Source organism: Paenibacillus sp. AGC31 (assembly GCF_057334655.1).
Genome location: NZ_JBHFJH010000030.1, coordinates 236,529 through 261,519 on the forward strand (window position 1 = coordinate 236,529; position 24,991 = coordinate 261,519).

The following is a 24,991-nucleotide window of genomic DNA, read 5'->3' on the forward strand; positions in this document are numbered from 1 at the left end:
CACTTCCAATCTACTATATTGTAGGAGAGTAACGCAGTTTATAAGGGGGAGCCAATTCAGAGTTATTAAGACAATGTTGATTCTCCATATTGCCTAGCGGGAACGTATTGAAAAATTCAAAATATCGATCCAATCCGGACTCTGAAATTTCAGTCTTTAGTAGGAGGTGAACGATGATGAAGTCCGTATAATTAGGAATTGAAAGGAGAGTCATATCTTACTCAAAATGGGCATCTTTATAGACTAATTGGAGGTTGAAAAGATTGAATAGGGACGAAAAAAGCACCAATGCGCCAAGCCTGTTTCGCAATCGGTTCCTGCAGACGATTTTATTATCAAGCGTGCTCCTGCAGGTTGGCATCTGGGTCCGTAATTTCGCTATTCTCCTGTACGTTGCGGATAGAACAAACAATGATCCATACGCCATTTCGCTAATTAGCGTAGCAGAATTCGCGCCAATTTTTGTTTTTTCGTTCATCGGAGGTACATTTGCCGACCGCTGGCGGCCGAAGCGAACGATGATCTGGTGCGATTTATTATCCGCGGTATCGGTATTCGTAGTACTTCTGACCATACATTACGGTTCTTGGCACTCCGTCTACCTTGTCGCATTCATCTCGGCTATTCTTTCGCAGTTCTCCCAACCTTCAAGCATGCGATTGTTTAAGTATCATGTGCCGGAAGAACAGCTGCAGCAAGGGATGGCTCTATTCCAATCGCTGATGGCCATCTTCATGGTGCTTGGTCCTATGCTCGGAACCTTGGTTTACAGCACTTTTGGCCTTGAAATATCGATCGCTGTCATGGGTGTGGTTTTTCTGCTCTCCGCACTCGTTCTTATTCGTCTGCCAGAGGATAATATGCAAGCTCAAACCGTCGCTGTAAAAGGGCAGTTCCGTAAAGAATTCATTGAAGGCTTCCGCTATGTTTGGCAAAGCCAAGTACTGCGGATGCTCGGACTTGCGTTTATTCTCGCGGGACTCGCTGTTGGCGTAGCCCAAGCACTCAACCTGTTTATCGTAACGGAGCGGCTGGGCAGGAGCGAGGAGTTCCTGCAATATCTGCTGATGGTAAATGGTGCAGCTATGCTGATTGGTGGCGGTATCGTAGCCGTCTTCGCCAAACGGGTTCCGCCGCAGATTCTTCTAGCGATAGGTATGATCGCAGGCGCAGTCTGCACAGCCATTGTAGGGTATTCGACAAGCGTACCGCTCACCCTGACCGTTCAATTTCTGAATGGACTTGTTTTCCCTTGCATTCATATTGGGATCAGCACAATGATTCTGAAATGGTCAGAGGCTTCGATTGTCGGCCGGGTGAATGGGGTTCTGAATCCGATGTTCGTTGGCATGATGGTCGTTTCCATGTCTTTCGCTGGCGCGTTAAAGGATGCCTTTTCACTGGGGACGATCTATGGCGGTGCAGGATTATTATTTCTTCTTGGCGCACTGGTCATGGTTCCGATCATGAACCAAAAAGCGCCGGATAACGCACATATTGCACAAGAGACATAATTTCGCGATACTTATAAAATTTTAATGAAGAAGAGCCGACCATGAAGAAGTGATCGGTTCTTCTTCATTCCCTGATGTGGTTAAGCTTACTTCTCGCTAATATCCACAATCCTGCTGGGTGCAAAACAATGATTTCGTTTTGCTCCCTTTTTCATGTATGAGTTATTAATAATTACATATCGGTATAATGTTTACCTTAAATAAAAGTAAGAGTCTTTCCCAGTGAAATCAAGTGATTTTGATCAGCCCATAAGATGAAATATGAATACGTATTTCCTTGAATCACAACAGGAGCAGCATAATTTTACAATAAGTGCAGCCTGATTTCTCATTTCCACAGGTTTAATCGTCTCCTTGTGACCAATTCCACTTTGAAGATTGCATCTTTTTTTTGCGTTCTTTCAGTAATAGTTTCCATAAAATCTTGGCTTCAAATAACTTGATGGTTGGGCTCGATAATTATATATTGATCCTGCCACCTAAGAATAAAAGATAATTGTATAAACGAAGGAACGAAAACAATGACAAATCAATATTTACCTACAATATCTAATCCAATAGGAGATACGGTAATTGAAGCTGATAATGGCATGGATATGGATGACCTTTTAGACAAAACGGGATACATTAACGAAAAGATGATACAGTAACTCGTTACTATCATAGAAATAAACAGAACGGATGGTTCAATTAAAGCTGTTCAGTGAAAATTTCTTCTGTACTTGGTTAGAGATTGCAGGGAAGAGGAGTAAAGAAATTAGCGTACCATCTTGGCATGAAATTGAGAAAATGAGGGATCAGTCTTTTCCCAATGTTGCTTTTAAATACAATTTTGATGAGAGCAGTTCTTCCAGCAGCATTGAGTATTATCATTTAAGTGATGAATCGATACTTAATAAATTCGAATGTCCTAATCAGCATGAAAGTGCTAAAGGAGATATTCAGTCGATGAAATCGTACACACCACTAAAAGCTGCAATGCTTTTCATGAACAATAAAAGTGATAAGCATAAGTTGCTAAGCTGTCGAGGGACACGAACATATTCCCATTGAAGTCGCTATTTTAGCAGCTTTTTTATTTTATCGGTACAAGTTCTTGTCCCAAGCTAAGGACAAGAACTTGTACCGATTGCCGGAATTGACAAGAACATAGACACCGATTGCCGATTAGGTGTATATCTAAATAATCAGCATATGCACTTATTTGGGAACAACTATAAGAATAATGTTACATTAATTAAATCCAAACCCCCGAGTTAGCTGTCTATATAACAGGAGGTGAACGACAATGATCGATGCACAGCAACAAATCAACGCCGCACAAAACGGAGATCACGATGCCTTCGTTTCTCTTATAAAGGATCGAACGGATAAGCTGCACCGAGTGGCTCGCCATTATGTACGGGAGTCCAAAGATGCGGAGGATATCGTTCAGGATGCCCTGGTTAAGGCTTATGAGTCACTGCAAACGCTGCAGCAAGCCGAAGCGTTTGAGAGCTGGCTTACCAGAATTGTGGTGAACCGGGCGCTCAATCATTTGGAGAAATCCAAGCGTGTTCACCTGAGCGAAGACCCGCAGGCGCAAGAGCCATTGGTCGTTAATGATATCGATCAAACCCTGGATCTGGAGCGTGCATTGGCCAGTCTGAATCCGAAGCTGCGTCAGCTCCTTTTCTTAAAATATAAGAAGGACCTGACCCAGCAGCAAATCGCCCATCTCCTGGATATGCCATTAGGTACTGTAAAAACACAATTACGGAAGGGGCTGGAACATTTGCGCAACGAAATGGCTCAAGATTTTCTCGAACGAGACCTGGATACATTACGCCTGCAGTTAAGACAACAGGCAGAGCACCAGTTTGCCGTTTCACCGGATTATGATCTGATCGTCAATGACTATCAAGAGAACACCATGAGGGGAACACGGAAGGGAGAAGCGGGATTCTTATGGGTTAAAACGGGGAGTGATGACGCCGTTTCTGCCACGCTCTCCAGGGACGGCAACTTGCTAGACTATGCCATTTCCTGGGCCTCATTGGACAACGAGACACGGATATCTGAGGAGGAGCTCAAACAGCAGGCAGTGCAATTCCTGGAAGATCATTATCCCGGCGCACTGCGTGATTTTCCGTATTGTGAGATGGAGTGGATGGAAGGGATGTTTGGGTACACACGACAGCAGAAGGCGATGGGGCTGCCGCTTCCTGAGACTGGATGCCTGATTATGGTTCACCCCAGCGGTCGCGTGGTCGGATTTAGGTACTACGGAACCGTTCCAGGGCCAGCACTCCCAACCATGATCACACCAGAAGAGGAACAGATGGCGTGTCTGAAGGCGAATTTTTTGCTACATGTGGAATATTGCGTATTGGACAAAGCCGTGTACACGGATGGTGACGATCAGGTCCATCTTGTTTACGCCCCCCGAAGTAGAGGGCTAATCTATACTGCATCATCACAGGAGGAAGTTCCGACAGCCTATAGGGCAGAAGCTGTCCCCTCTGACCCAAGAACTCTGGACGAGTGGCCAGGTGAGTTCCCGCCCGCACGAAGCCTAGAAGAGTGGATTGGCGTAGACAACGACCAATTTCAGTTAGTACAAGACGACAATATTGGCTCGAACACCAAGTTGATGGTGTGGAAGCAACAGAATGAAGAGCGTCCAGCCAAGAATGACCGGTCTTGGAAGGCCTATTGGGCTGATCAGATGGAGGGAGCAGTCAAGGCGCGAGTAGACAGCCAATCCGGACAACTGATTGACTTTGTTTCGCATGGTAAGCCAGATCAACTAGCTCCATTAACCTGGGATCGAGACGCATGTATAGAAGTAGCTATGGACTATGTCCGAGGACTAGCAGCCGAAATGTTGCCGTATCTCAAGCTTCTAACTGAAGAGACCGACGACGAAGATCGTTTGGAAATCATTCGCTTTGGTGTATATGTTCAAGACGTATCTGTCAGGGATGAATGCTATCAACTAGCTGTTGACCGCTCTAATGGGAGGGTCAAAAGTTTGATGTCCCCCTCCATAAGGCCAGAACAGTTAAAGAAGCTGGAGACCGTGCCTTCATTTGATTACCAGACAGCCATCCTCCGATGGACGGCACAGGCCAAGCTGCGTCTGCAATGGGAACGGATGCACAATGCTCGGCCGGAAGAGGCACCGTACGAACTAGTGTATCGAATGATTGGTAGCGAGCACGAGCGGACGCCCGAAGTGCTTGATGCGCATACGGGGAAGTTATACGAAAATACTTTTTACTGACAAACAAAAATATCTAGCCCGAAACTAAGGGCTGGAAGGCATTCATTTGCCATTATTTAGACAAAGGGCATAAATTCATGAATCTGGAGGATGCGAGAGTCGATCAAACCGGCATATTAATTGTGACCATTGAATTTTAAAAACGCCGAACTCGGAATATGAGTTCGGCGTTTTAGATAGATTATACGACGGAGGGGTGGGAGTTAAAGCTACAAACTCATGTCGAGGGACAAGAACTTGTACCGATTACCGTAATGGACAAGAACATCGTCCGATTGCCGATTAGATGTGTACTAAAATAAAAAGTACATAAGCCCTCATTAGTACCAAATAATTTTATATAAGAACATTCACATTAAAATATATTACTTATGTAACATTTCTCAAAGAAAGACTCTTAAATTATAGTCTTTCTTTTTTGTCTCAAACTCTCAATAAAAAAAGGTAGTTATCTCGATAAACTTAATTGAGCGAGTAAATGAAATAATAATTGCTTCTCGATCGTGTATGCGATATATTGCATATAAGAATAATTGTAATGAGGATGAAAACAATGCCAATACCTAAAGATTTTTCCTTACCAGTCCGTATGTCCGCAAAAGAAAGAGCGTTTTCTCAGATTCAGCGATGGATTATTGATGGAACACTGCAACCAGGTGAAAAGCTTATTGATGCGGAAATGGCTGAATCGCTTGGAGTCAGCCGGACACCGATTCGGGAGGCATTTCAGTTACTCGAAGTTCAAGGCCTCGTGTCCATGCATCCAGGAAAAGAAACAAAAGTAACGAATATTGAGAAAAACGATATTTTTAAGATGTATTCAACGATGGCTGCTCTTCAGGCCTTAGCTGCTGAAATCACCGCCCAAACTATTGTTCCAGAACAGATCGAGAAACTAAGATCCATAAATTTGGAATTCGCAAGTTCTATTAAAAATGGACAAGTTTATCAGGCTATGGAGGTGGATGAGCAATTTCATAATTATATTGTGGAGCTCTCAGATAATCCTTATGTAGCTACATTTAATACATCTCTTCAGATTCACATTAGGCGATTTAAATACGTATTTTTAAAACAACCTATTACGGCTACACTAGCTTCAGTTGAAGAACATGATCAGATTATTAAAGCTTTTGAAGGCAAAAATAGCAACGATGCCCATAATTTAATGAAACAAAATTTTATTCGACCGATGCAGGAACTGAACGAAATACTTTGAAATGAGGGAAGAAACATGGAAAATAAAAAAGATCTTCGCATTCGAAGCAAGGTAATCAGTGAAGGTGCTAACCGGGTACCGAACAGAGCGATGCTGCGTGCAGTTGGATTTCAAGATGAGGATTTTAAAAAGCCAATGATCGGAATAGCAAGTACGTGGAGTGAAGTAACACCGTGTAATATGCACATCAATGATTTAGCGGTGCAAGCTAAGCGGGGCGCACGTAATAACGGCGGTGCTCCACTAATTTTTAATACGATTACCGTTTCTGATGGGATCTCGATGGGGCATGGCGGGATGTTGTTCTCGCTACCAAGTCGGGAAGCTATAGCTGATTCGATTGAAATTGTGACCGGAGCCGAGCGTTTTGACGGCGTTGTTGCAATCGGTGGGTGTGACAAGAATACGCCTGCATGTTTGATGGCTATTGGACGGATGAATATTCCTTCTGTTTATGTATATGGAGGAACCATTCAACCTGGTAATCTCGACGGTAAAAAAGTGGATATCGTTTCAGCTTTTGAAGCCGTTGGGCAATATCAAGATGGAAAAATAACAGACGAACAATTGCATAAGGTCGAATGCAGTGTTTGTCCAGGTCCAGGGGCTTGTGGGGGGATGTATACCGCTAATACGATGGCCGCAGCTGCAGAAGCAATGGGTATGTGTTTACCTGGTTCTTCTTCGACATCAGCTATCTCAGCGGATAAAGCATTGGAATGCGAAGCAGCCGGTAAGCAGGTCATCTCACTTCTTGAACAGGAAATCTACCCAAGAGACATTATGACGAAGAAAGCATTTGAGAATGCGATCACCGTTGTTATGGCTCTAGGGGGATCAACCAACGCATTTCTCCATCTGCTAGCTATTGCGCACTCCGTAGAAGTGGATTTGACCTTGGATGATTTTGAACGAATTCGCTTGCGTGTTCCTCATTTGGCAGATCTGAAGCCAAGTGGTCAGTATGTCATGCAGGATTTGAATGATATTGGTGGTGTTTCCGGGGTAATGAAGCTATTGCTCGCTGAGGGATTACTTCATGGGGATTGCCTCACCGTAACTGGTAAAACGTTGGCGGAGAATTTAGTGGAAGCTGCTCCACTTCAGAATGATCAAGAGATTATACGTCCACTCAATAATCCGCTTAAACCAGATGGACCACTGGTTGTGCTTCGAGGAAACCTAGCTCCTGAAGGCGCTGTTGCCAAAATGTCAGGCATGAAGATACAACGGTTTTCCGGACCGACAAAGGTGTACGATAGCGAAGATGAAGCGACAGAAGCGATCATGAATGATGAAATTCAAGAAGGGGACATATTGGTCATACGCTATTGTGGACCGAAGGGTGGACCAGGTATGCCTGAGATGCTTTCCGTTACAGCACTCATTGTAGGGAAAGGTCTCGGTGGGAAAGTTGCTCTCATAACAGATGGTAGGTTCTCGGGTGGCTCGCATGGATTTGTAGTCGGCCATGTATCCCCTGAGGCACAAGTAGGTGGACCGATCTCTTTGCTCCAAAATGGAGATATTATCACCATTGATAGCGACATTCAGGAAATTAAGGTTGAAGTGCCAGAGGAAGAGTTGGCCGCTCGAGCGCAAGCTTGGGTACAACCGCCACTGAAAGTGAAATCCGGTGTACTTGCCAAATATGCTAAATTAGTTTCCTCTGCTTCAAGAGGTGCAGTAACAGATTTGATGGAATAGACAATTAAACATTGATGCTACATATAAAATGGGAGGGGAGAAGCTACTACAACGAATGCATGAAGCGCGCTAAACAACAAAACGCCAGCTTTAGATCAAGAATGTCGCAAGAAAAAGATGAAGAATTTAGTTTCATCATTTGAAAATGAAGTGCACCCCCCTAGAATAGACATTGGAAAAACCCCTGAGTTTAGCCGATGAAATTCTAGGGGGTGTATTTTTGCTTGTACCGTTTCTCGACTTTCATTAATTGGGGGTTCGCTACGAATAGCAGGCAGGTTCGCGGCGGCTTTTTGTTTTAAGGAAAGGCCTATATACATATGTACAAAATACGAGTTTTGTGAAACAGTAATAATGTTTTTAAAGGCTGCACATGATTTTTAACTCTGTGCAGCCTTTTTTTTTACTTCTACCTGACTTTAATCCGATTAATCCCAAACTACTTCTGTTCCTGCTACGAAGTCATGAATCGCACGTCGATCCTCACGCAAACCGACCATAAAAGCACTCACAATAACTCCGATACCCAAAGTTAATACGTACACAAGTCCAGCTACAACAACTCGCATCAGCATTGTACCAATTTTTGGCGGTTCGTGTGTGTCGTATTGGCGTATACGAATTCCACATATACGTTTCCCTATGGTTCGACCATACCAGTAAACTGGTAATAAAATTGAGTATAACGCACTAAGCAGTTTGGCAATCGGCTCATCCGCATCGAAGTTACCCGTAAGCACACCTGCAATAATTACTAATGGAATTGAAATAATAAGACTATCCAACACACTTGCTGCTAATCTAATCCAAAAACCTGCTTTATACAAAATGCTTTCCTCCAAACTACAATTTTAAACTAAACGGCTAATTTACTTCATGAACTCCCTTCATTAAAATATCTAACTTTATGTACACAACTCAAATAGTATAACAGAAAATTTTACCTTTTTACGATAAAACTCCTATTTCATTTTACTCGCATCCCTTGTGAATTTTATAACAAACTATCGAATTAACTTAACCGCTGTTCATGTTCACTACTTACTCTTACATAATCCTTTCTAACTGATTCCCCAATGAAAACACCATAATAATTATGTAAACCGAGAAAGCTACTCAACATTTGTTAAATAGCCTTCTGTTCGTTCTGCATCTGCCCTCTTCGCCAAATCTTATTCTCCACACTGGCGTAGACTAAACCGGCGATGGCAAATATCCATATCGATGTCATTTGGTTCAGATGGTATCCACTCACGAAATATGGATTGTACATGAGATCAAAAACCCATAGCCCGCCCCATCCAAACCCAATCATATATATGAAAGTTCTCACCATAGGAAAGCGTACATATTTCCGCAGCAGCCATGAGATCGGGCTAAAAATAACAACATAAAAAGCGACTAAATATTGACCGAATCCCAGGATGAGCGACAATATATATATCAAGCCCCCTAGATTACGTAAGCCGTAATACTCTGTCGTTGTAATATGGTATCCTTCAAGCCTCTCAAGCACGATGAGTGCTGTAAAGAAGATCCCGATAAATATCAGTCCTAATACCATGTACCGTTGAACCGCGTTCACCAACATCAGATCACCCCAATGTTTAAACGCAGCCAGAACCGCTCAAGTTACATGATTTCGAACAAATTACACAATTACACATAGGCGTTATTAAGTTTTGTTAAAAGTTAAAGTTAATCCATCATGAATTGCTCTAATCCAACAACTACTTCTGGCCTTCCAGAATCATCGTACCCAGGCGGTCCATAAGCTCCATTCTACCCATCGCTGTATACGAATAATTGTAATTATCGACATTGGAGATTTTGTAAATCTTGCCATTCTTCACGGCGTTCATGTTATTCCACACCTTACTGTCTACCATCTTATTCTCACTATTCTCCATCAACAGCAGACGATCCGGATTAACGGTAACTAGAGCCTCTAAAGCGATCTCTTTGCCTCCCCAGCCCTCTGGATCAGGGATACCCTCTGTACGCTTGAGGCCCCATTCGCCGTATAACATCTCAGCTGCCCCTTTATTGGAATAGATGACCAGGTTGTTTGGATATGTCTCGATTACGGCAAAGGATTCACCATTTACAGCCGCCTCCAGCTTTTGTTTCCACTCTGCAGATTTCGCATCATACTTGGCCAGATATCCATCTTTCTTGCTTTCGTCTCCAAACGTATCTGCCAAGAATGTCAGGCGTTCTCTCCAATCATAGTAAGAGTAAGGCAATGCAATTGTAGGTGCTATTTTAGATAAAGTTTCATATTGATCCGTGTTAAAATCCTTTCCCAGAATAATCAGGTCCGGATTGGCTCCTGCTATTGCTTCAATACTGAACGGTGAACCATACCAGCCCAGATTAACAGTATCTGCACTCAGCTGATCCTTAATGGTTGGTGTGATTTCCTCCGGATTACCATAATCAGCGCTCATCGTCGCTACAGGCGTTTTGCCAAGGATTAATAGCTCTTCTGTCGAGCCGGATAGATCGACAATGCGCTCCGGGCTCAAGGGAATTGTAATCTCTTCTCGATTTGGATTGGTAATCACTTTGGTCGTTGCTTGTGCAGTTCCCTCTGAGGAGCTGGCCACTTCACTGGTGGTCTGGGCCGTTCCACAGGCCGCCAAGGTAAGCATACAGCATAGTGCAATCCATACAGGAATTCGCTTAAACATCGTTGTCATTCTCCTTTTATGTCAGTTCAATAGCCACATTAGGCTTATTTGCTTCAGTTACTTTATCTATCTCATCGAACTCATTATCCGTTCACTTTTACCTGCCAGCCTTCTGCATCCTGTTGTAATTGCCACAACCGAGCGTAGATGCCTGAGTGATCTAACAAAAGCGCATGAGTTCCTTGCTCTACGAGCTGACCTTGGTCCAATACAAGGATCTGATCGGCATTCTGAATGGTCTTTAATCGGTGTGCAATCAAAATGACCGTCTTGTCGGCCACAAGCTCATTAATCGCTTGCTGCACCGCGGCTTCGTTCTCCGGATCAAGTGAAGCGGTGGCTTCGTCAAGCAAGACGATCGATGCATTTTTCAACAAGGCACGTGCAATGGAAATCCGCTGTTTCTCCCCACCAGATAACGTCGATCCACCCTCACCAACGAGCGTATCGTATCCCTGAGGCAGACTGGAGATAAATGCATGACAACAAGCTCTCCGTGCCGCCTCCTCAATCTCGAATTGCGTAGCGCCTTTCTTTCCTACACGAATGTTGTTGCCGATTGTATCCTGGAACAGATACACGTCCTGGAAGACCACAGAGATATCCTGCAACAGCTTCTCGGGGTCCATCTGATCAACGGGTCTGCCGCCAATGCGAATCGTTCCTTGCTGTACATCCCAGAAGCGGGCAATGAGACGTGTGACTGTACTCTTACCACTACCGGATGGGCCAACCAGCGCAGCAATGGTATGCGGCTCAATCGTAAACGACAAGTCTTTCAACACCGGCTGCTGATCATCATATCCAAAGGTCACCTTGTCAAATGAAATCGCCTGATTGGGCTGTACATCTCCCTTTCCTGCCATCGGAGCTTCCTGCTGCACATCCATAATGCGCCTTGCACTATATGCGGAGTACCGCATCTCCCCATAACTCATCAGTACAACCGTTAACGGTTCAAATACCTTCGTACCTACCAGCAAAAATAACAGAAATACCGGTAAGGACAACTCACCGCCTGCAAGCAAATAACTGCCCACCAGAATCATCCATGTCATTCCTGATCGTGCAAGCAACATCGCTCCCATGATCATCGGTCCCATGATGCCTTCCAACCGAATGGAAGCCGATTTCAATTCGTCAAAAGAACGACGTAGCCGCTCAAAACGTTTGCCCCCCATATTGTGGGCCTTAATCTCACGAATACCGCTCAGGTACTCCTGCAGCCGACTGGCGGCTTCGTTTTTGGCTCGAACATGGTTCTCACTCAGTCGTGCCTGAATCGAATCCGTAAGCCATAACAGCGCCACACCTAAGGGAACGGCAATAAACATAGCTACGGCCATTCTCCAATCCACCAACAGAAGTCCGCCAAAAGCAAGCACCGGAAGCACAATCGCGCTGATCAGCTGCGACAGATTGTGAGAGATCGTATGCTCGACCTGACCATAATCACTCAGGATTAGATTCGTCAGATCCCCAGGATCACGTTTTCCGAAAAAACCTAGCGACAGATGGCGAATATGTTCGGCCAACTTCAACCTTCCTGAGGCCGCAAGGCTGTATGCTGCCCGATAGGTCTTGTCATAGAGTGAGGCGTAAGCCGCATACTCCACCAGAATCCAGACAAACAAGATGCAGCATACAATCCACATTCGGTTGATATCCAGTCCTTTGTCCGGTTCAGCAAAAGACGTATAGATCGTATTAAATATGTCCACAAGCAGCGCCGCAGGAACAATCTTTGCAATCCCGTCCAGAATCGCTGCAATTACCGAAGGAAGCAGACTACGAGGGTTACCCCCAGATATATTGTATAAATAATTCTTCATTGCACTGCACCTCCAAGCTTCCAGGAAGCTGCACTGATATGGGTCTGCCACATGTGCTCATATACTCCGCCTAATGCACGCAATTGATCATGTGTCCCACGCTCGGCAATTGCCCCTTGTCGGATCACGAGAATTTGCTCTGCTGCACGAATCGTTGTTAGACGATGAGCAATAATCAATACCGTTTTGCCTTGAACCAATTGGGCCAGACCTTGCTGGATCTTGTGCTCATTCTCTGCATCCGCGTAGGCCGTCGCTTCATCCAGGACCAGAATGGGAGCATTTTTAAGCAGTGCTCGTGCAATTGCAATTCGCTGTGCTTCACCGCCAGATAGATACGTACCGCCTTCTCCGATTTTGGTGTCATATCCGGCATCCAGTTTCTCAATAAATTCATGACAGCAAGCAGTTTGAGCCGCAGCTATAACGTCCAGCCGTGAAGCTGATGTATTGCCCATCCGAATATTCTCTTCAATCGTATCGTAGAACAGATGTACATCCTGAAATACAAAGGACACGGTATCCATCAGTTTCTCCGTACCCATCTCCTGAATCGGAATCCCACCAATCGTAATCTCACCTTCCTGAACATCCCAGAAACGAAGTAATAGATTCGCAATGGTTGACTTCCCCCCACCAGAAGGTCCGACAAGTGCGGTCATTTCTCCTGCTTTGGCTACAAAATCAATCTGTTCAAGTACAGGTTTATATGCTTCGCTCTCCTTACGTTCATAAGCAAAAGATACCTGCCGAAAGGCAACCTCATATGTATCCGGAACTTTAGGCAACTCAGGTTCTTGTACAACCGGCTCGGCAAACACCGATTCTATCCGTTTCTGTCCTTCCACAATCTCTCGCATCCCACTACCCAGATACATTAACTTCAATAACGGAGCAGATAGACTCGGGGTAATGATCAGAAACAGAATAAACGTGATCGCAAACGACTGATTCCCCGCATTTCCACTCGACAGCAGAATACCCACCGGAACGATGAAGGTAAATAACGAGATCATGATTACAAAAAACAGCCCGTAGGATGTTTTACACAAATCTGTTATTCTCAACGAAATATCCCGGTACCGCGTCACCGCCTGTTTGAACGTCAGAAACGAATCGGCTGTAATGCCAAATACTTTCACCGCAGGCATACCTCTCACGTATTCAACACCCGTCGCATTCATATCTTCGATGGCAAGTTGAAAATCACGATAAGCCTGACGGCCTCGTTCACTGCGGAACAGACGACTTTGCAGCCAGAACCCGATTCCAATCGGAACCAAAAGCGTCAGCGCCATGCGATAATCGAGCCAGAACAGATATCCCAAGAGCATCAGTGGAATAACGATCGCACTCACCAGATCCGGCAACTGATGGGCGATAAACTTCTCAATTTTCTCCACACTGACTTCGATGATCTTCTTAAGCTCACCAGTTGCCGTCCGGGTGTGATAGCCCATCGGTACTTTGGCAACATGTTCAGCAAGTCTCACTCTGAGCTGGTACAAAATGTTGAACGCAGCGATGTGTGAGCACATCCCCCCGATATAGAGCGCAACAAGCCCTGCAATCAGGGCTACGAACGCGATGATCCCCCAATAGATCAACAGATCTTTGTCCATGGCAGAGGGTTGCCCCGCATGTGTAAGCAGTTCCTCAACGATCTTATACACTCCGACAAAAGGAACCATCTGCAACAGACTCGACAGGGTCGAGAAGATACTTGCTATAATCAGCAGACCTTTGCGTTCCTTCGTTACTTGTATTAGTTCGGACACTTCAGACGTGTTGTTCATCTCACCCCTCCTGATATTAATAATCATTCTCAATGTAACACAGTGTTATATACGCACATTAATATCTCATAGAGCCCTGAATGAACACTACCTCTTCGCGGAGCAATAATACCTCTTCACGGATTATTGTTGTCTCACAGCTTCTTATAAACCATATTGGACATATGACCTCGTCGCTTAACTTGAGAATGACTGGTGAAGCATTTACATTCTCGCCAAGAAAAAGAAGTGTTGTTGGAGAATGTTTTCGTTTTTTACTTGTATAGATAAATGTGACTTATTTGATCTGTAACTCCCGTAATATTTTCCATTTAGTATGGATAAATATGTGAAGGAGTTACTTACATCATTAAACTGTCACCTATTGAATCCAAAAGGAAGCCATATTGGATATATGGCTTCCTCGCTTAACCTGTGAATGGGCACTCAACTATGAAAAGCTTTCCAGAACGAACCTTCTGTATTAATGATGTCCTTGATCTGGAGAAAGGGAATTTTAAACGTTGGAAACCCTGCCGCATAGGGTGCGATATCATATGGGTTGAAGTAGAGATGCAGAGCATCCGCTGTAACAAAAAACGGCTGATCCGCACTAATCCCCGTATAGGTGTCCGGAAACACATACAAGTATTGAGGATCGTTTTTGATCTGATCCCCCACAATCTGGCTTAACACTTTTACGTAGTCACTATTCGGTTTAAATAAATCCTTAAGCTCATATAACCGACCATTCGTCAGATTAATGATCGCATAGCTCATTGTAGGCATACCATGCGCTGCACCCGCCGGATAGTTATAACCTGTGAGTTGCAGTTGCAGCAATTGCTGCTGATAAAACGTAATATCAAAATCACCTGTATACGTGTAATCCAGCTGCTGATCTGCAGGGATCGGTTTAACCTGGGAGAGCTGCTTCAACTTGGCATTCAGCGCAAGCTGCTCCGCTTGGTTCGTTAATCCCTCCACCTGCGGATAATATACGAGATAGTCCCTGTTTGGTTTGTACTTCTCTTCGCGTACACGGTACGGTGGATGAAGTGGAACGATTGTATTTTGCCGCCAGATGATCTGTCCGGCTCGATTCACATACGATAAGCGCTGATCTACATAGGCCTTAATCAGATCTGATGCCACGACTTCCAGCGTACCCGAACCTTCAACATGAGGATACCCAGCTGCAGGCCTACCACTCAGATCCAGCAGATAGGTCTGTCTTCCATCCGATGCGGAAGCAAGGCCGTTTTTGTAATTGCCTACTTCGCGATATAGGAACTCCGTAAGCCTTCTACCGTTAGTATCTGCAATCGCGTATATAGAGCCAATATAAGGCTGCTCCGGATGAATTGCTTGCCCCAGCGCATAACTATGCTCGCCTAGTTCGCGAATGTCATTAAACGCGGGTTGAATAATAAACGATCCTTCCGCATTAATGACACCATAGTTCGATTTGTAATCCTCCGCTGTATTAACAATCGCTTGGCCGCCGTTAAAAGGAAATGCCGATGAAAATTTGGGCTGAATACGAATATTCCCCCGTTCGTCGATGTAGCCATATTTGCCCGATACTTCTTTTTGAAAAGCCAACAGCCCATCCCCTAGTGGTCCCACATAGGCATATGGATATGTTGCTAGCCGATGTCCATTGCGATTAATGAGTGCATATTCATTGTCCTTAATCTGCACAACTGCTTTGCCATCTTGAAAATCATTCGCCGAAGCGAACTGTGCCGGAATCACCTCATTGCCCGACGCATCCAGATAACCGTACCGACTCATCGATCCATCTGCCTGACCAGGGTTTGAATCGTAAAACAACGCTCGGCCGTCGTTCATATTCGAGATATACGGGTACGCCCGTTTGGTCAGGACAGTACCTTGTTCATTAATCATCTTAAATCCTTGAGAATCAATTGTTATTGCGCGTTCTTCGGAAAAGGAATTGATGGAATCGTATACAGGTTGAACGACATATTGCCCCTGAAGATTAATAACGCCGGCACGACCATCCTTCACAACCACAGCCAATCCATTGGGCTGAAACTCTTGCGCGTCATCCAGTACAGGCTCAAGCCGAATGTGCCCTTGGGCATCCATATACCCCCAACGCGTCCCACTCGTGGTTCGAACGGAGACTGGATATAACCTTGTTGCTACCCTGGCATGGCTTATAGGGACCATCGCCTGCTCAATTTTCTTTTCCAGCTCTTGTAGTACTTCTCTGGAAGGATACGCTTCCGGGAAACTGAGTGCCTTCCGAACGGAAGCGAGTGCTGCAGGATACTGGCCCGCATGGTACTGAGCATCCGCAAGGTAATACCAGTAAAAGATATAATCAGGATATTGCTGGGTTAGTTGCTCGTAATATTGCACCACTTTTGGATAATAGGTTGCATATACGTCCGGTGCAGGAACCCATTTCCCATTCTGCCATCGGATAATCTCCACACGATAGGCTTCCCCTGTATCATGAATCCAGAGTGCAATCTCCACCTTGCCATCTCGACCATGTGTACCAGGCATATCTATAATCTCTGCATAGCTATAATATAGATCGTCAGGCGCCAGATCTTTGAGCCCTGATTCAGTCCACTCATATACAGCAAGCTTAGACCAAATAGAACCAATCCGCCAACCGATAATGAGATTGTTCCTTGCCGTTGAAGTTACAGGGGCAGCAGTCATTAAAGTCACCCCATACCCCAATCCCTTAATTAGTGCCATCTTGATCCAATGTCCTTGAACAAATTTCAGAATAAGCAAATACAGCTCACCATTCAACTGATAGACTGCAGCAATCTCCGGCATACCGTCACCGGTAAGATCGGCCGCATAGATCGCTGGATGTTGAACAGGTTTATCAATAGTGACGACCGTTGCACCAGCCGGAATATGTTGATTCACAATTTGCGTTAACAGCGGTTCGCTCATGGACATCTCAGTTTCCTCCCTTATGACCGCATTCGCCTAATGGTATGCGTCATAAATCGGGATATGACATGTAATTCATTTTATATAAGTTGAACTAAAGAATATTCTCACTTACCACTCCGATGACATAACACCTTCCGATCGCTGTTATCCCCATATTTTTGATTCACCTTTTAATTATTCTTCTTGCAAAGTTACTTTCTCTCCATTGATTAGCAGGTAGCTCACATCATTCACCGGAATGGTCTTAGGGGAAATCCACTTAATGAGATCCTGATCCAGCTGGAGGAAACCGGATTCGCCAGTCAACTTTGTACCATCCCTCAGGTGCACTTCAATACTCAGATCCTCCATCCGAATCATACTCAGTACCTCACCTGTAAGTGTGACACCAACCGGGGAAAGAGTAACATTTGCCTGTAAGCCTCCATTTGTATCAAGCTGAATGTTTCCTGTTTTACTCAAAGCATTTTGACTCAAGTTAAGAGTAGTTTTCCAATTTCCCTGCACAACTTCACTTATGCTCGTAAAGCTGCCTTGAATTCTCAGCTTATCTAAATTGTCAACAGCAGACAGATCATACACATACTCAATGTAATCCCCACCAATGTCTACTCCATTTTTCATGTATCTCCCGTAGCTAATGGAATATTGGGGAATATCGAGCTTTTGGCCTTGCTCATCCGTGAAGTAGAAGTATCCATGATTATACTCGCCAATCTCATTATCCGGATTAATCTGAATGTGTAACTTGCCATCCACAAAACCCATATTGGAAATATGCACCCAATTAATACCCTCAACAGGGATATTCGTTACATCCTGATGCAATACCGGAATTGGATCGGTTTCCATTTGAATATCAATTTCACCTCCCCAGCCACTTATACGATCTCGATCCAGGATATCATAGCTATTGATTTGCTTTTCATGTAGCAACTTCTCCCAGTCCACTTGTACGTTGTAACCATCTTGAAGAGATGTACCGGACATCAGCGTATTAATCTGAACGGTAATTCGATTTTTGCTCACTTTTCCTTGAATGAGAAATCGGACAATAGCCGTTTTATTAGCTTCATCATAATGAATAATCTGAGCGTTGTTTGCATTACCTCCGGTGACCCTGTAATCATATACATCCAGCGTCTCGTCAATAAGTTGACCCGTCAGATCTGACAAAGAAACATAGATTTCCGTTGTATCTCCGTCCCTGACAGCACCTATAACCTCCATTCGAATCCCTTGATCTTCACTCACCTGATGAACAGGCTGAAGAATGCCAATCCGATCTGCACCTAGAAAATGAAGAATAGAAGGCAGGTCAATGATGCCCACCGATGCAGCTGCACCCGTAACAAGACATAACGATAACGCAGCGGTTACAGGAATATAGATGGCTTTACGATACTTTCTTCCCCTATTCATGGACTTCTTGGTCTGTGCGGATGGATCGGATGGATATAATACAGGTGGATAAAAAGATGTATCTGAACTCGTAAGGGTCGGTGGTTCATTCATCGCCAATTTATCATAGAACAACTTTTTAATATTAAAGAGGTTCTGTTCAGTAAATTCTTTTTCGGATTTTCGCATTGGATCGCCTCCTTTATTTCCTGTTCATCCACCATGTCCTCAATCGTTGCCTGGAGCGATAAAGCTTGTTATGGACTTGCCTAACGTGTAGAGACAATGCTTCCGATATCTCATGGGGTCTCTGTCCTTCGTAAAACCGACGTTTCATAATCTCCCGTTCCGGTTCTGGAAAAGATTCAATCATGTGATTAAGTTCCGTATACGTCTCTTTAGTGATCACCTGAATCAACAAATCCTCCGTTTGCACCGAATGAATCTCCTCTTCATATGTAAGCTCAGATCTTCGATTAAGTTTCCGGTAGCGATCAATCGCTTTATGTTTCGTGATTGTTGCAAGGTAATTTTTCAGGCTACTTCGCCCAGACTGGAATGCATCCGGATTCTGCCAAAAAGCAAAAAATGTATCTGCTACGCATTCTTCAATCTCTTCTGTCGATGCATGATGTAGGATGGAATGAGCAATCTTCCATAACAAACCTGCGTAGTGGTTCATCACCCATTCCATGGCTTCAGGATCACGATTCGCTACTGCCTTCCGTATCTGTTCTTCTTCCACGATTAGATGTCCCCTCCCTTCCATGCTCATATCACGAATGTTTGTATTGATCCGTGCTACCTACCTATATTCGTTTAACAAATGACTTTTACTTACTCCACGATAAAAAAGATTTGCAGTGACCTTGTGGCCTGCTGCAAATCTTCTTATATTCTATAATACATCGTTATTTATTACATCATATCGCTTCATGTGCCTTCTCATGGAGTACTAACCATTATTACGCCTCTTCTTGCACACTGAGCTGTACATATTGGGTGAGACGACAATACTGAAATAACAGCAACTCTTCATTACTTTGTCCAAGAGCCACGCTACGCCCTTCCTTGATGAGGTGATTCAACAACTCATGCAGGAAACTCATCTGCAACCGCGAGGATTCCGCTGCGAGTTGCTCAAGTACCTCAATATCCCGGATCGTAAACTGGGATAACCCGCGCAGCAGCAACTCTTCTGACCAGCCGTTAATTCTCTGCATGAACTGATTATATTCTTCCAAGTCTGCCCATCCTCCCATTTCCGATATCCAGTTTCAGACTGAGCACCGTTTGGCCCTTCAGGAAACTAATTGGGCTAATCCGTTTTGGTTCCACACGCACAAAGGCATAGAAATGTTCAAGCGATTGGGAGCCATATCCTGACTCCAGTCTTTGGATCATCACCTGCCAGTCAGATGAATACGGGAGAGTGAGTGCCAATCGTTCTCCTTCGGTACTCTCAACCGTCAGGACAAGATCCTGCGTTTGTTTGACAAAGTTATGGTCCACAATTCGAGCAACTTTGATCACAACCAATCGTTCTTTGGGAGCAGCAAACAAGTCGAACGATCGCGATTCCTCTTGAAGTACAGACGTTACGTCTTGCATGGTTTTGCCCAGATTCAACGTTTCCACACCCGTTCGTGGCAAAATCGCAAGCTTGGCACCTTCCCCGGAAGAGATCCGGCGTTCTTCATTCACTTTAACTGAATGGAATTGAACTTCTTCACCGACGAACTGGCGAAAGGTCAGATTAGGCAGCCATGGTGTGAATGCACCATAATGCTCTGTATATGAGAACTGCTGATCATCATAATATACAGCACGTACATCGCTATAAGTGTAGATTTCCTCATCATCGAAACAATAGAAATAATAGGTGATTCCACGGAATGCGGATCGTGTCTCCCACGCATCAGCTCCCAGTCCATACAGGTGAAGTGAAGGAACCGTAAAGTATTTACTTCGAAAACTGCCAATGAGCTGACTCTGCTGAATGGCAGACACCTTTTCTTCTTCAAGAACCTGGAGTGCAAGATACAGCTTGCTTACCCGATCCAACATGGATTGCATGGAGAAACGTATATGTCTGTTGAAAAACAACTGTAGTTCCCCTTGAATCCCTCGTAAACTGCGTTCTATGTCAGGCAGGTTGCCACTATGAGCAGCGATTGCCAATGTCTCCAGTTGTGCCATATAGGACTGAGGAAGGCGGACCAGTCCCGTCTTCAACAATCCTGCCAGCATAACCCGACATTCCTGCACTGTCTGAAGAGAGAACTTGGCTTCGTACACCCGTCCACTTAATGCATCCGTATCATCCAGGCCTTTTAGGTTGCGGTACCGTAGCAAAGCTTCAAGCTTGGCCATTTTCCCAGCTGTCTGCTGCACCTTACATAGTGCTTTTGCAAGATTCGGTTCCTCAGTAAAAGACACCTCGATATTCTGGGTGGTCAGATGAACCGTAAGAAGTGAATCTTCAATGATCTTAATTTCCTCTGGGTATCTCAGTCGGAAGACAACTTCCTCAATCATGGAAGAACTATACGATTTAATTAACACGGTAAGGTCAGACTCAGTCATCCAGCGAAAACGAGACTCGATCTCACGAGAAACTGAATGCGGATCTTCGCTTGAATCATCCACATTTGATACTAAGTTTGATGCTGATTCTGTTACTGATACGTTTTTTGGTACGTCCAATGGATCATTATCCGATATCCCTGAGTCCTTATCCAGCGCATGCTTCTTGTCTGCATTCATTGAATCCTCTGCCGTATATTCCCGTTGATCATACAGAATTGCAATCAGCACATGCTTGCAGATATGATCGGCCGGGCAGGAGCATTCCCAATGATCCAGTGTATTCTCAAGCGTACATTGTGTCCCGTCACTGAGCTGACAACTCACCGATGATTCATTCCATGTGTACGTTACACTTACACCGTTGTCCAACTCTTTCAAAGACCTTTTGTACAACCCCTTGTTGGCATACCGAATCAAATAATCCTCCGTACACAGCTTCGAAAAAATCCGGAATTTTTCCTTGAATCCACTCACGTCATCAACGCCCCGTTGCTCTCAGAATATCGTAGATCGTTTCACTGAACACACGACCAGAAACATTGCCTAGAGCAATGGGTTTATTGTCACCATAGTAATAATATTGCTTGTTATTCGGTTTGAAGAAATGTAGGGATTCCAGGGTAATGTCATCCAATCCCTCGTAATACGTGATGCTCGTACCACTGAATTGCAATTCTGCAACAAGATCTCCGTACTCTTTATAAAATTCATGATACCAGCCGCCGTCCTGTGCCGGTCCTTTGATCCAACCGTATTTCTCCAGTGCTTTGGGGAAAGCCGTTGGTGAAAAATCAGACTCGGGCAGATGATCGTATTCATTCTTCGGTTTATCCTCATCTTCCGGCTGGTGAATCTCACGATTTAATTGCTCGAATGGCTGCTTAATCTCGTAATCCTCCAACTGCGTTGTCCAACCTTCAAGTGTCGCCTGATCCAGTTCCAGTGGGTGTATAAGTCCCACCTGCGCACCCGAAGGCAGATCAACCTCATCTTCATCCACAGAATTGAAAGTGCCATCCTCCATATAACGGAACGTGCTGATCAGAGCGCCATCCTCATACGTTCCCCAGATCAGACCAACAGCAAATTTTTGCATGATTACATTTTGTACGAACAGTGCTTTCCACTCATCGGCAGACCACAGACGTTGCTTGGACAATGACTCTTCCAGACGCTGCGCCTGAATGTTAACCATGGATTTGAGATCTTTTTTCAGCTGTGTGAAACGTGCCTTGGACTGCGCTGCCAATTCAGGATCATCTTTCTGTGCAGGAGCAGGAAGACTCTTCACGGATTTTCCTGTTTCTTCATTTAAGACAACGACCTGTAAGTCTCCATTGACCTTAACCAGGAAGGAGCGCTCTCCGTAACTCAGCTGCATGGTTCCTTTTTCATCAAAACCAAGTGTAGTGACCAGCCGATCTTCGAGTTGTTCCGAGGTAAGTCCCATATTATCCGCTGCAAGCTGCAACGCTTCCTCGGCTGCACCTTTCACCTGACGGTTCTTCACCCCACGTTTGATTTTGTCAATCGCCATAAGAGCGGATGGATCTTTCAGATAAGCGAGCACTTTTACAGCATCTGCTGCAATCGCGCCACGACTGTTTTCTGTCCATTCCTTAATTTGCGGAGCCAAAATATTCACAATCTGAATATCACCAAAGAGTGCTGAAACATACATCACCCACTTTTCTTTCGCAGGGGCACCTTCTTGAATCCAGACCTGAAGCAATTCACTTGCAAAACGAGCGAGCGATGCCTCACTTACATAATCTCGTAATTCATTCAACCGTTCATTAGGACCGGATGTATGATCCAATGATTGGACCAAAGCATACTGTTTAATCCGGTCATCTAAAGGTTGATTGTCTTCAATACGTATCAGTGAAGGGAGATCTTTCAAGGACAACCAGCTCAGTCTCGACAACTTTTTGGCATCCGCCTGATCAGCGAGTGCAGCATGGGCATACTCTGGACTTAGATCTGCGGTATCCAGCAGAATTTGGATCAAGCTCTTCCACTCATCGGACTTCTCTTTTTTCAAAAGCTCACCATACAGCTCCTTGCTGTTTTCCAAACTGCGGATTGCGGTCAGAGCCATTTCTTTGATCGCCACTTTTTTCTCCGAGAGGTAGACGAGCGTATACAAGTCCTGATCCGGAATTCGGTTGAATTCCGCTAACCCCACGCCGTTGGCCTTTTTGGAAGAATCCTGCAAGCCGGCACGAATCGCTTCGGCCAATATTTTCTTCGATAACTCATCACGCTGCTCAAAGGTTATCTCCAGAATTAAAATGCGCGTATCCGTTGGCAGTTTCTTGTACTGTGTCAGTGCATAGTCCAGATTCTGCTGAATGATTCGGCGGTATTCGTCATGCGGCATGGATTTATATCTGTTGTCGGTCATGCCATTGAGTGAGATCAGGCTGGTTAGCAATTTCTCACGTTGCACCTCAGGATCTTGCCCATAACGTTGAAGCAGCTGCTCTCCACTAAACGCGTATGAATTGTACATGTCCGAGATAATATCCAGCGTCCAATCCGGATGAGTGGTCAGGATTGCGAACCTGCGCATCGCCTCTGAGTCCAAGGGCAGAAAACTAATACTAATGAGGTTGTGAACACGCTTCTTATCCCGATTCAGTTGATTAAACAACCCTCGACTATTCGGGTCCTCCCAATATTCCTCAAGGGTGTTTTCCCCACTTAAGTATCTTGCAATCGCAAGTCCTTGACGTCCCCCGTCCAAAGGATGCCGAAGAGCGTGGAATACCGCTTGCTCCAGTGACCCCTCCGCATTAGGCAATGTCAATCCTTGATCCTCCATGAATTTCTGAATGCAAAGTTTAAGGAATGGCGGTTTCATAATCTCGTATGCTCGAATCGCTTGTTCAGGACGATTCGCGATCACGGATTGTAACATGTTCCAGGATACCGTGTACGAATTAAGTTCGTCCCGCAACATTTCAACCAACTGATAAGGCTCATACAGAGGCACAAGTCCAGCAAGCAGATCATTTGGGCTCTTGGCTCTAGGGTCCATACTTAGCAAGTAACGGCGAACTTCAAGTGGATAAATCTCATGTAATTGATGTATTGTGTGAAGCAAAACATGCCCAATCTCACTATTTGTATCAAGGAACCGTTGTTTACCTCCACTAATGTTAATCAGGTACAACAAGGCACCACTCACAAGCACCATAGTTTGATGGAATACAGTGTGTGAACATTGCTCTTTTGGAGAGAACGATGTATTGGGATACAGCTCAGCTATGAGCTGACTACGCTTCTCCTTGAGGAATTCATCCTTCAATTCTTGGGAAGATCCGTTATGTTTTCCTTGAATATTACTGACCACTACAGGTTCAATCAACGTATGTAGCTCGCTCCGCAACTTATCTGCATCATTAGCCATCACATGTTGAAACAACACTGGTAACGATTGAACAGAAGATTGAACCTCTGCAAGATGAGAAGCCGTGTCACTGAGTCTTGAATATAATTGCAGCAGCATTAATGCATTTATTACATCCCGGTAATCCCCTTGACTGTCCGCTTTTTTGGAATCAAAAAGCCACTGGGCACGCTTTAATTTACTCTTTAATTCAGTCAGAATTTCGTTCTCGCCTGCAAACTGTTTGATCTTCTCCAACCGGGACAACAATCCATCCATGCGATCAGCGCTTTTGCTCTTCCCGCTTAATCCGTAGGCTTCGGAGTCATTTCCCATACAGACAGTAAAAGCATCCGTTCTCCATGAATTTCTTTTGGAATAATTGGATTCCAGATATATCACAATAGCCCCGGCACGGTAAAAGATATCTCCGTCGTCTTTTTTGGCCAGCTTCATGAGCAGATCAATCGTTTGATATACATAATGACTCGAATTTCCCATCATATCCGGGAACTTGTCTGTCATTCCCAAGACGTAATCGATAATTTCGGAACTGCGATCTGTTTTTAATGAATACTCGTTTGAACAGGTTACTGCGAATTTCTCCACCAAAGTTTCAACTGCGCGGTCTGCGGTAAGCATTACACATT

At 44.6% G+C, this 24,991-nt stretch carries 16 protein-coding genes; 5 read left to right on the forward strand and 11 right to left on the reverse strand.

Going from position 1 to position 24,991, the window contains the following annotated elements:
• Nucleotides 1-263: 263 nt before the first annotated feature.
• The 5 genes from ACE04G_RS18245 (at nucleotide 264) to ilvD (ending at nucleotide 7,705) form a co-directional block, all read left to right on the forward strand.
• Nucleotides 264-1,514, forward strand: coding sequence for an MFS transporter (locus ACE04G_RS18245; protein WP_310335781.1), 1,251 nt, complete (start codon nucleotides 264-266; stop codon nucleotides 1,512-1,514).
• A gap of 521 nt (nucleotides 1,515-2,035) precedes the next feature.
• Complete coding sequence (locus ACE04G_RS18250; RefSeq protein WP_449004926.1) at nucleotides 2,036-2,164, forward strand: hypothetical protein; 129 nt, start codon at nucleotides 2,036-2,038, stop codon at nucleotides 2,162-2,164.
• A gap of 638 nt (nucleotides 2,165-2,802) precedes the next feature.
• Nucleotides 2,803-4,779, forward strand: coding sequence for a sigma-70 family RNA polymerase sigma factor (locus tag ACE04G_RS18255; RefSeq protein WP_221821475.1), 1,977 nt, complete (start codon nucleotides 2,803-2,805; stop codon nucleotides 4,777-4,779).
• 553 nt (nucleotides 4,780-5,332) lie between these two features.
• Entirely contained in the window at nucleotides 5,333-5,998 is a 666-nt protein-coding gene (locus tag ACE04G_RS18260) for a GntR family transcriptional regulator (RefSeq protein WP_100527506.1), read from the forward strand.
• A gap of 15 nt (nucleotides 5,999-6,013) precedes the next feature.
• Entirely contained in the window at nucleotides 6,014-7,705 is a 1,692-nt protein-coding gene (gene ilvD / locus ACE04G_RS18265; RefSeq protein WP_449004925.1) for a dihydroxy-acid dehydratase, read from the forward strand.
• A 428-nt stretch (nucleotides 7,706-8,133) separates the two neighbouring features.
• On the opposite strand, the gene ACE04G_RS18270 is transcribed toward ilvD, so the two are convergent.
• The 11 genes from ACE04G_RS18270 to ACE04G_RS18320 all read right to left on the reverse strand — a co-directional run bounded on the left by ACE04G_RS18270 (nucleotide 8,134) and on the right by ACE04G_RS18320 (nucleotide 24,983).
• On the reverse strand, nucleotides 8,134-8,532 hold the full coding sequence (locus tag ACE04G_RS18270) for an RDD family protein (protein WP_449004924.1): 399 nt from the start codon (nucleotides 8,530-8,532) through the stop codon (nucleotides 8,134-8,136).
• 299 nt (nucleotides 8,533-8,831) lie between these two features.
• On the reverse strand, nucleotides 8,832-9,296 hold the full coding sequence (locus ACE04G_RS18275; protein ID WP_486094567.1) for a hypothetical protein: 465 nt from the start codon (nucleotides 9,294-9,296) through the stop codon (nucleotides 8,832-8,834).
• Between the two features lie 139 nt (nucleotides 9,297-9,435).
• Complete coding sequence (locus tag ACE04G_RS18280; RefSeq protein ID WP_449004923.1) at nucleotides 9,436-10,398, reverse strand: ABC transporter substrate-binding protein; 963 nt, start codon at nucleotides 10,396-10,398, stop codon at nucleotides 9,436-9,438.
• A gap of 83 nt (nucleotides 10,399-10,481) precedes the next feature.
• A complete protein-coding gene (locus tag ACE04G_RS18285; RefSeq protein WP_449004922.1) occupies nucleotides 10,482-12,230 on the reverse strand; it encodes an ABC transporter ATP-binding protein in 1,749 nt (582 codons plus the stop codon).
• Nucleotides 12,227-14,026 carry an ABC transporter ATP-binding protein gene (locus ACE04G_RS18290; protein ID WP_449004921.1) on the reverse strand — a complete coding sequence of 600 codons (1,800 nt, stop codon included), beginning with the start codon at nucleotides 14,024-14,026 and terminating at the stop codon, nucleotides 12,227-12,229. The genes ACE04G_RS18285 and ACE04G_RS18290 overlap by 4 nt, the downstream gene beginning before the upstream one ends.
• A 426-nt stretch (nucleotides 14,027-14,452) precedes the next feature.
• The gene (locus ACE04G_RS18295) at nucleotides 14,453-16,960 is read right to left on the reverse strand and encodes a WG repeat-containing protein (protein ID WP_449004920.1); all 2,508 of its coding nucleotides are present in this window, start codon (nucleotides 16,958-16,960) and stop codon (nucleotides 14,453-14,455) included.
• 171 nt (nucleotides 16,961-17,131) lie between these two features.
• The gene (locus tag ACE04G_RS18300) at nucleotides 17,132-18,547 is read right to left on the reverse strand and encodes a hypothetical protein (RefSeq protein ID WP_449004919.1); all 1,416 of its coding nucleotides are present in this window, start codon (nucleotides 18,545-18,547) and stop codon (nucleotides 17,132-17,134) included.
• Nucleotides 18,548-18,560: 13 nt separating this feature from the next.
• On the reverse strand, nucleotides 18,561-19,103 hold the full coding sequence (locus ACE04G_RS18305; protein ID WP_339176939.1) for a sigma-70 family RNA polymerase sigma factor: 543 nt from the start codon (nucleotides 19,101-19,103) through the stop codon (nucleotides 18,561-18,563).
• Between the two features lie 220 nt (nucleotides 19,104-19,323).
• Nucleotides 19,324-19,602, reverse strand: a complete 279-nt coding sequence (locus ACE04G_RS18310) for a hypothetical protein (protein ID WP_221821486.1) — start codon at nucleotides 19,600-19,602, stop codon at nucleotides 19,324-19,326.
• Nucleotides 19,589-21,421, reverse strand: coding sequence for a hypothetical protein (locus ACE04G_RS18315; RefSeq protein WP_449004918.1), 1,833 nt, complete (start codon nucleotides 21,419-21,421; stop codon nucleotides 19,589-19,591). Before ACE04G_RS18315 ends, ACE04G_RS18310 begins: the two co-directional genes overlap by 14 nt.
• 4 nt (nucleotides 21,422-21,425) lie before the next feature.
• Complete coding sequence (locus tag ACE04G_RS18320; RefSeq protein ID WP_449004917.1) at nucleotides 21,426-24,983, reverse strand: DUF4132 domain-containing protein; 3,558 nt, start codon at nucleotides 24,981-24,983, stop codon at nucleotides 21,426-21,428.
• Nucleotides 24,984-24,991: the final 8 nt, after the last annotated feature.

Bases quoted from the DNA above. Each gene is read 5' to 3' on its own strand.
- ACE04G_RS18300 (WP_449004919.1), bottom strand. From the start codon at position 18,547: ATGCGAAAATCCGAAAAAGAATTTACTGAACAGAACCTCTTTAATATT.
- ACE04G_RS18285 (WP_449004922.1), bottom strand. From the start codon at position 12,230: ATGAAGAATTATTTATACAATATATCTGGGGGTAACCCTCGTAGTCTG.
- ACE04G_RS18290 (WP_449004921.1), bottom strand. From the start codon at position 14,026: ATGAACAACACGTCTGAAGTGTCCGAACTAATACAAGTAACGAAGGAA.
- ACE04G_RS18320 (WP_449004917.1), bottom strand. From the start codon at position 24,983: ATGCTTACCGCAGACCGCGCAGTTGAAACTTTGGTGGAGAAATTCGCA.
- ACE04G_RS18260 (WP_100527506.1), top strand. From the start codon at position 5,333: ATGCCAATACCTAAAGATTTTTCCTTACCAGTCCGTATGTCCGCAAAA.
- ACE04G_RS18280 (WP_449004923.1), bottom strand. From the start codon at position 10,398: ATGTTTAAGCGAATTCCTGTATGGATTGCACTATGCTGTATGCTTACC.
- ACE04G_RS18295 (WP_449004920.1), bottom strand. From the start codon at position 16,960: ATGTCCATGAGCGAACCGCTGTTAACGCAAATTGTGAATCAACATATT.
- ACE04G_RS18255 (WP_221821475.1), top strand. From the start codon at position 2,803: ATGATCGATGCACAGCAACAAATCAACGCCGCACAAAACGGAGATCAC.
- ACE04G_RS18250 (WP_449004926.1), top strand. From the start codon at position 2,036: ATGACAAATCAATATTTACCTACAATATCTAATCCAATAGGAGATACG.
- ilvD (WP_449004925.1), top strand. From the start codon at position 6,014: ATGGAAAATAAAAAAGATCTTCGCATTCGAAGCAAGGTAATCAGTGAA.
- ACE04G_RS18275 (WP_486094567.1), bottom strand. From the start codon at position 9,296: ATGTTGGTGAACGCGGTTCAACGGTACATGGTATTAGGACTGATATTT.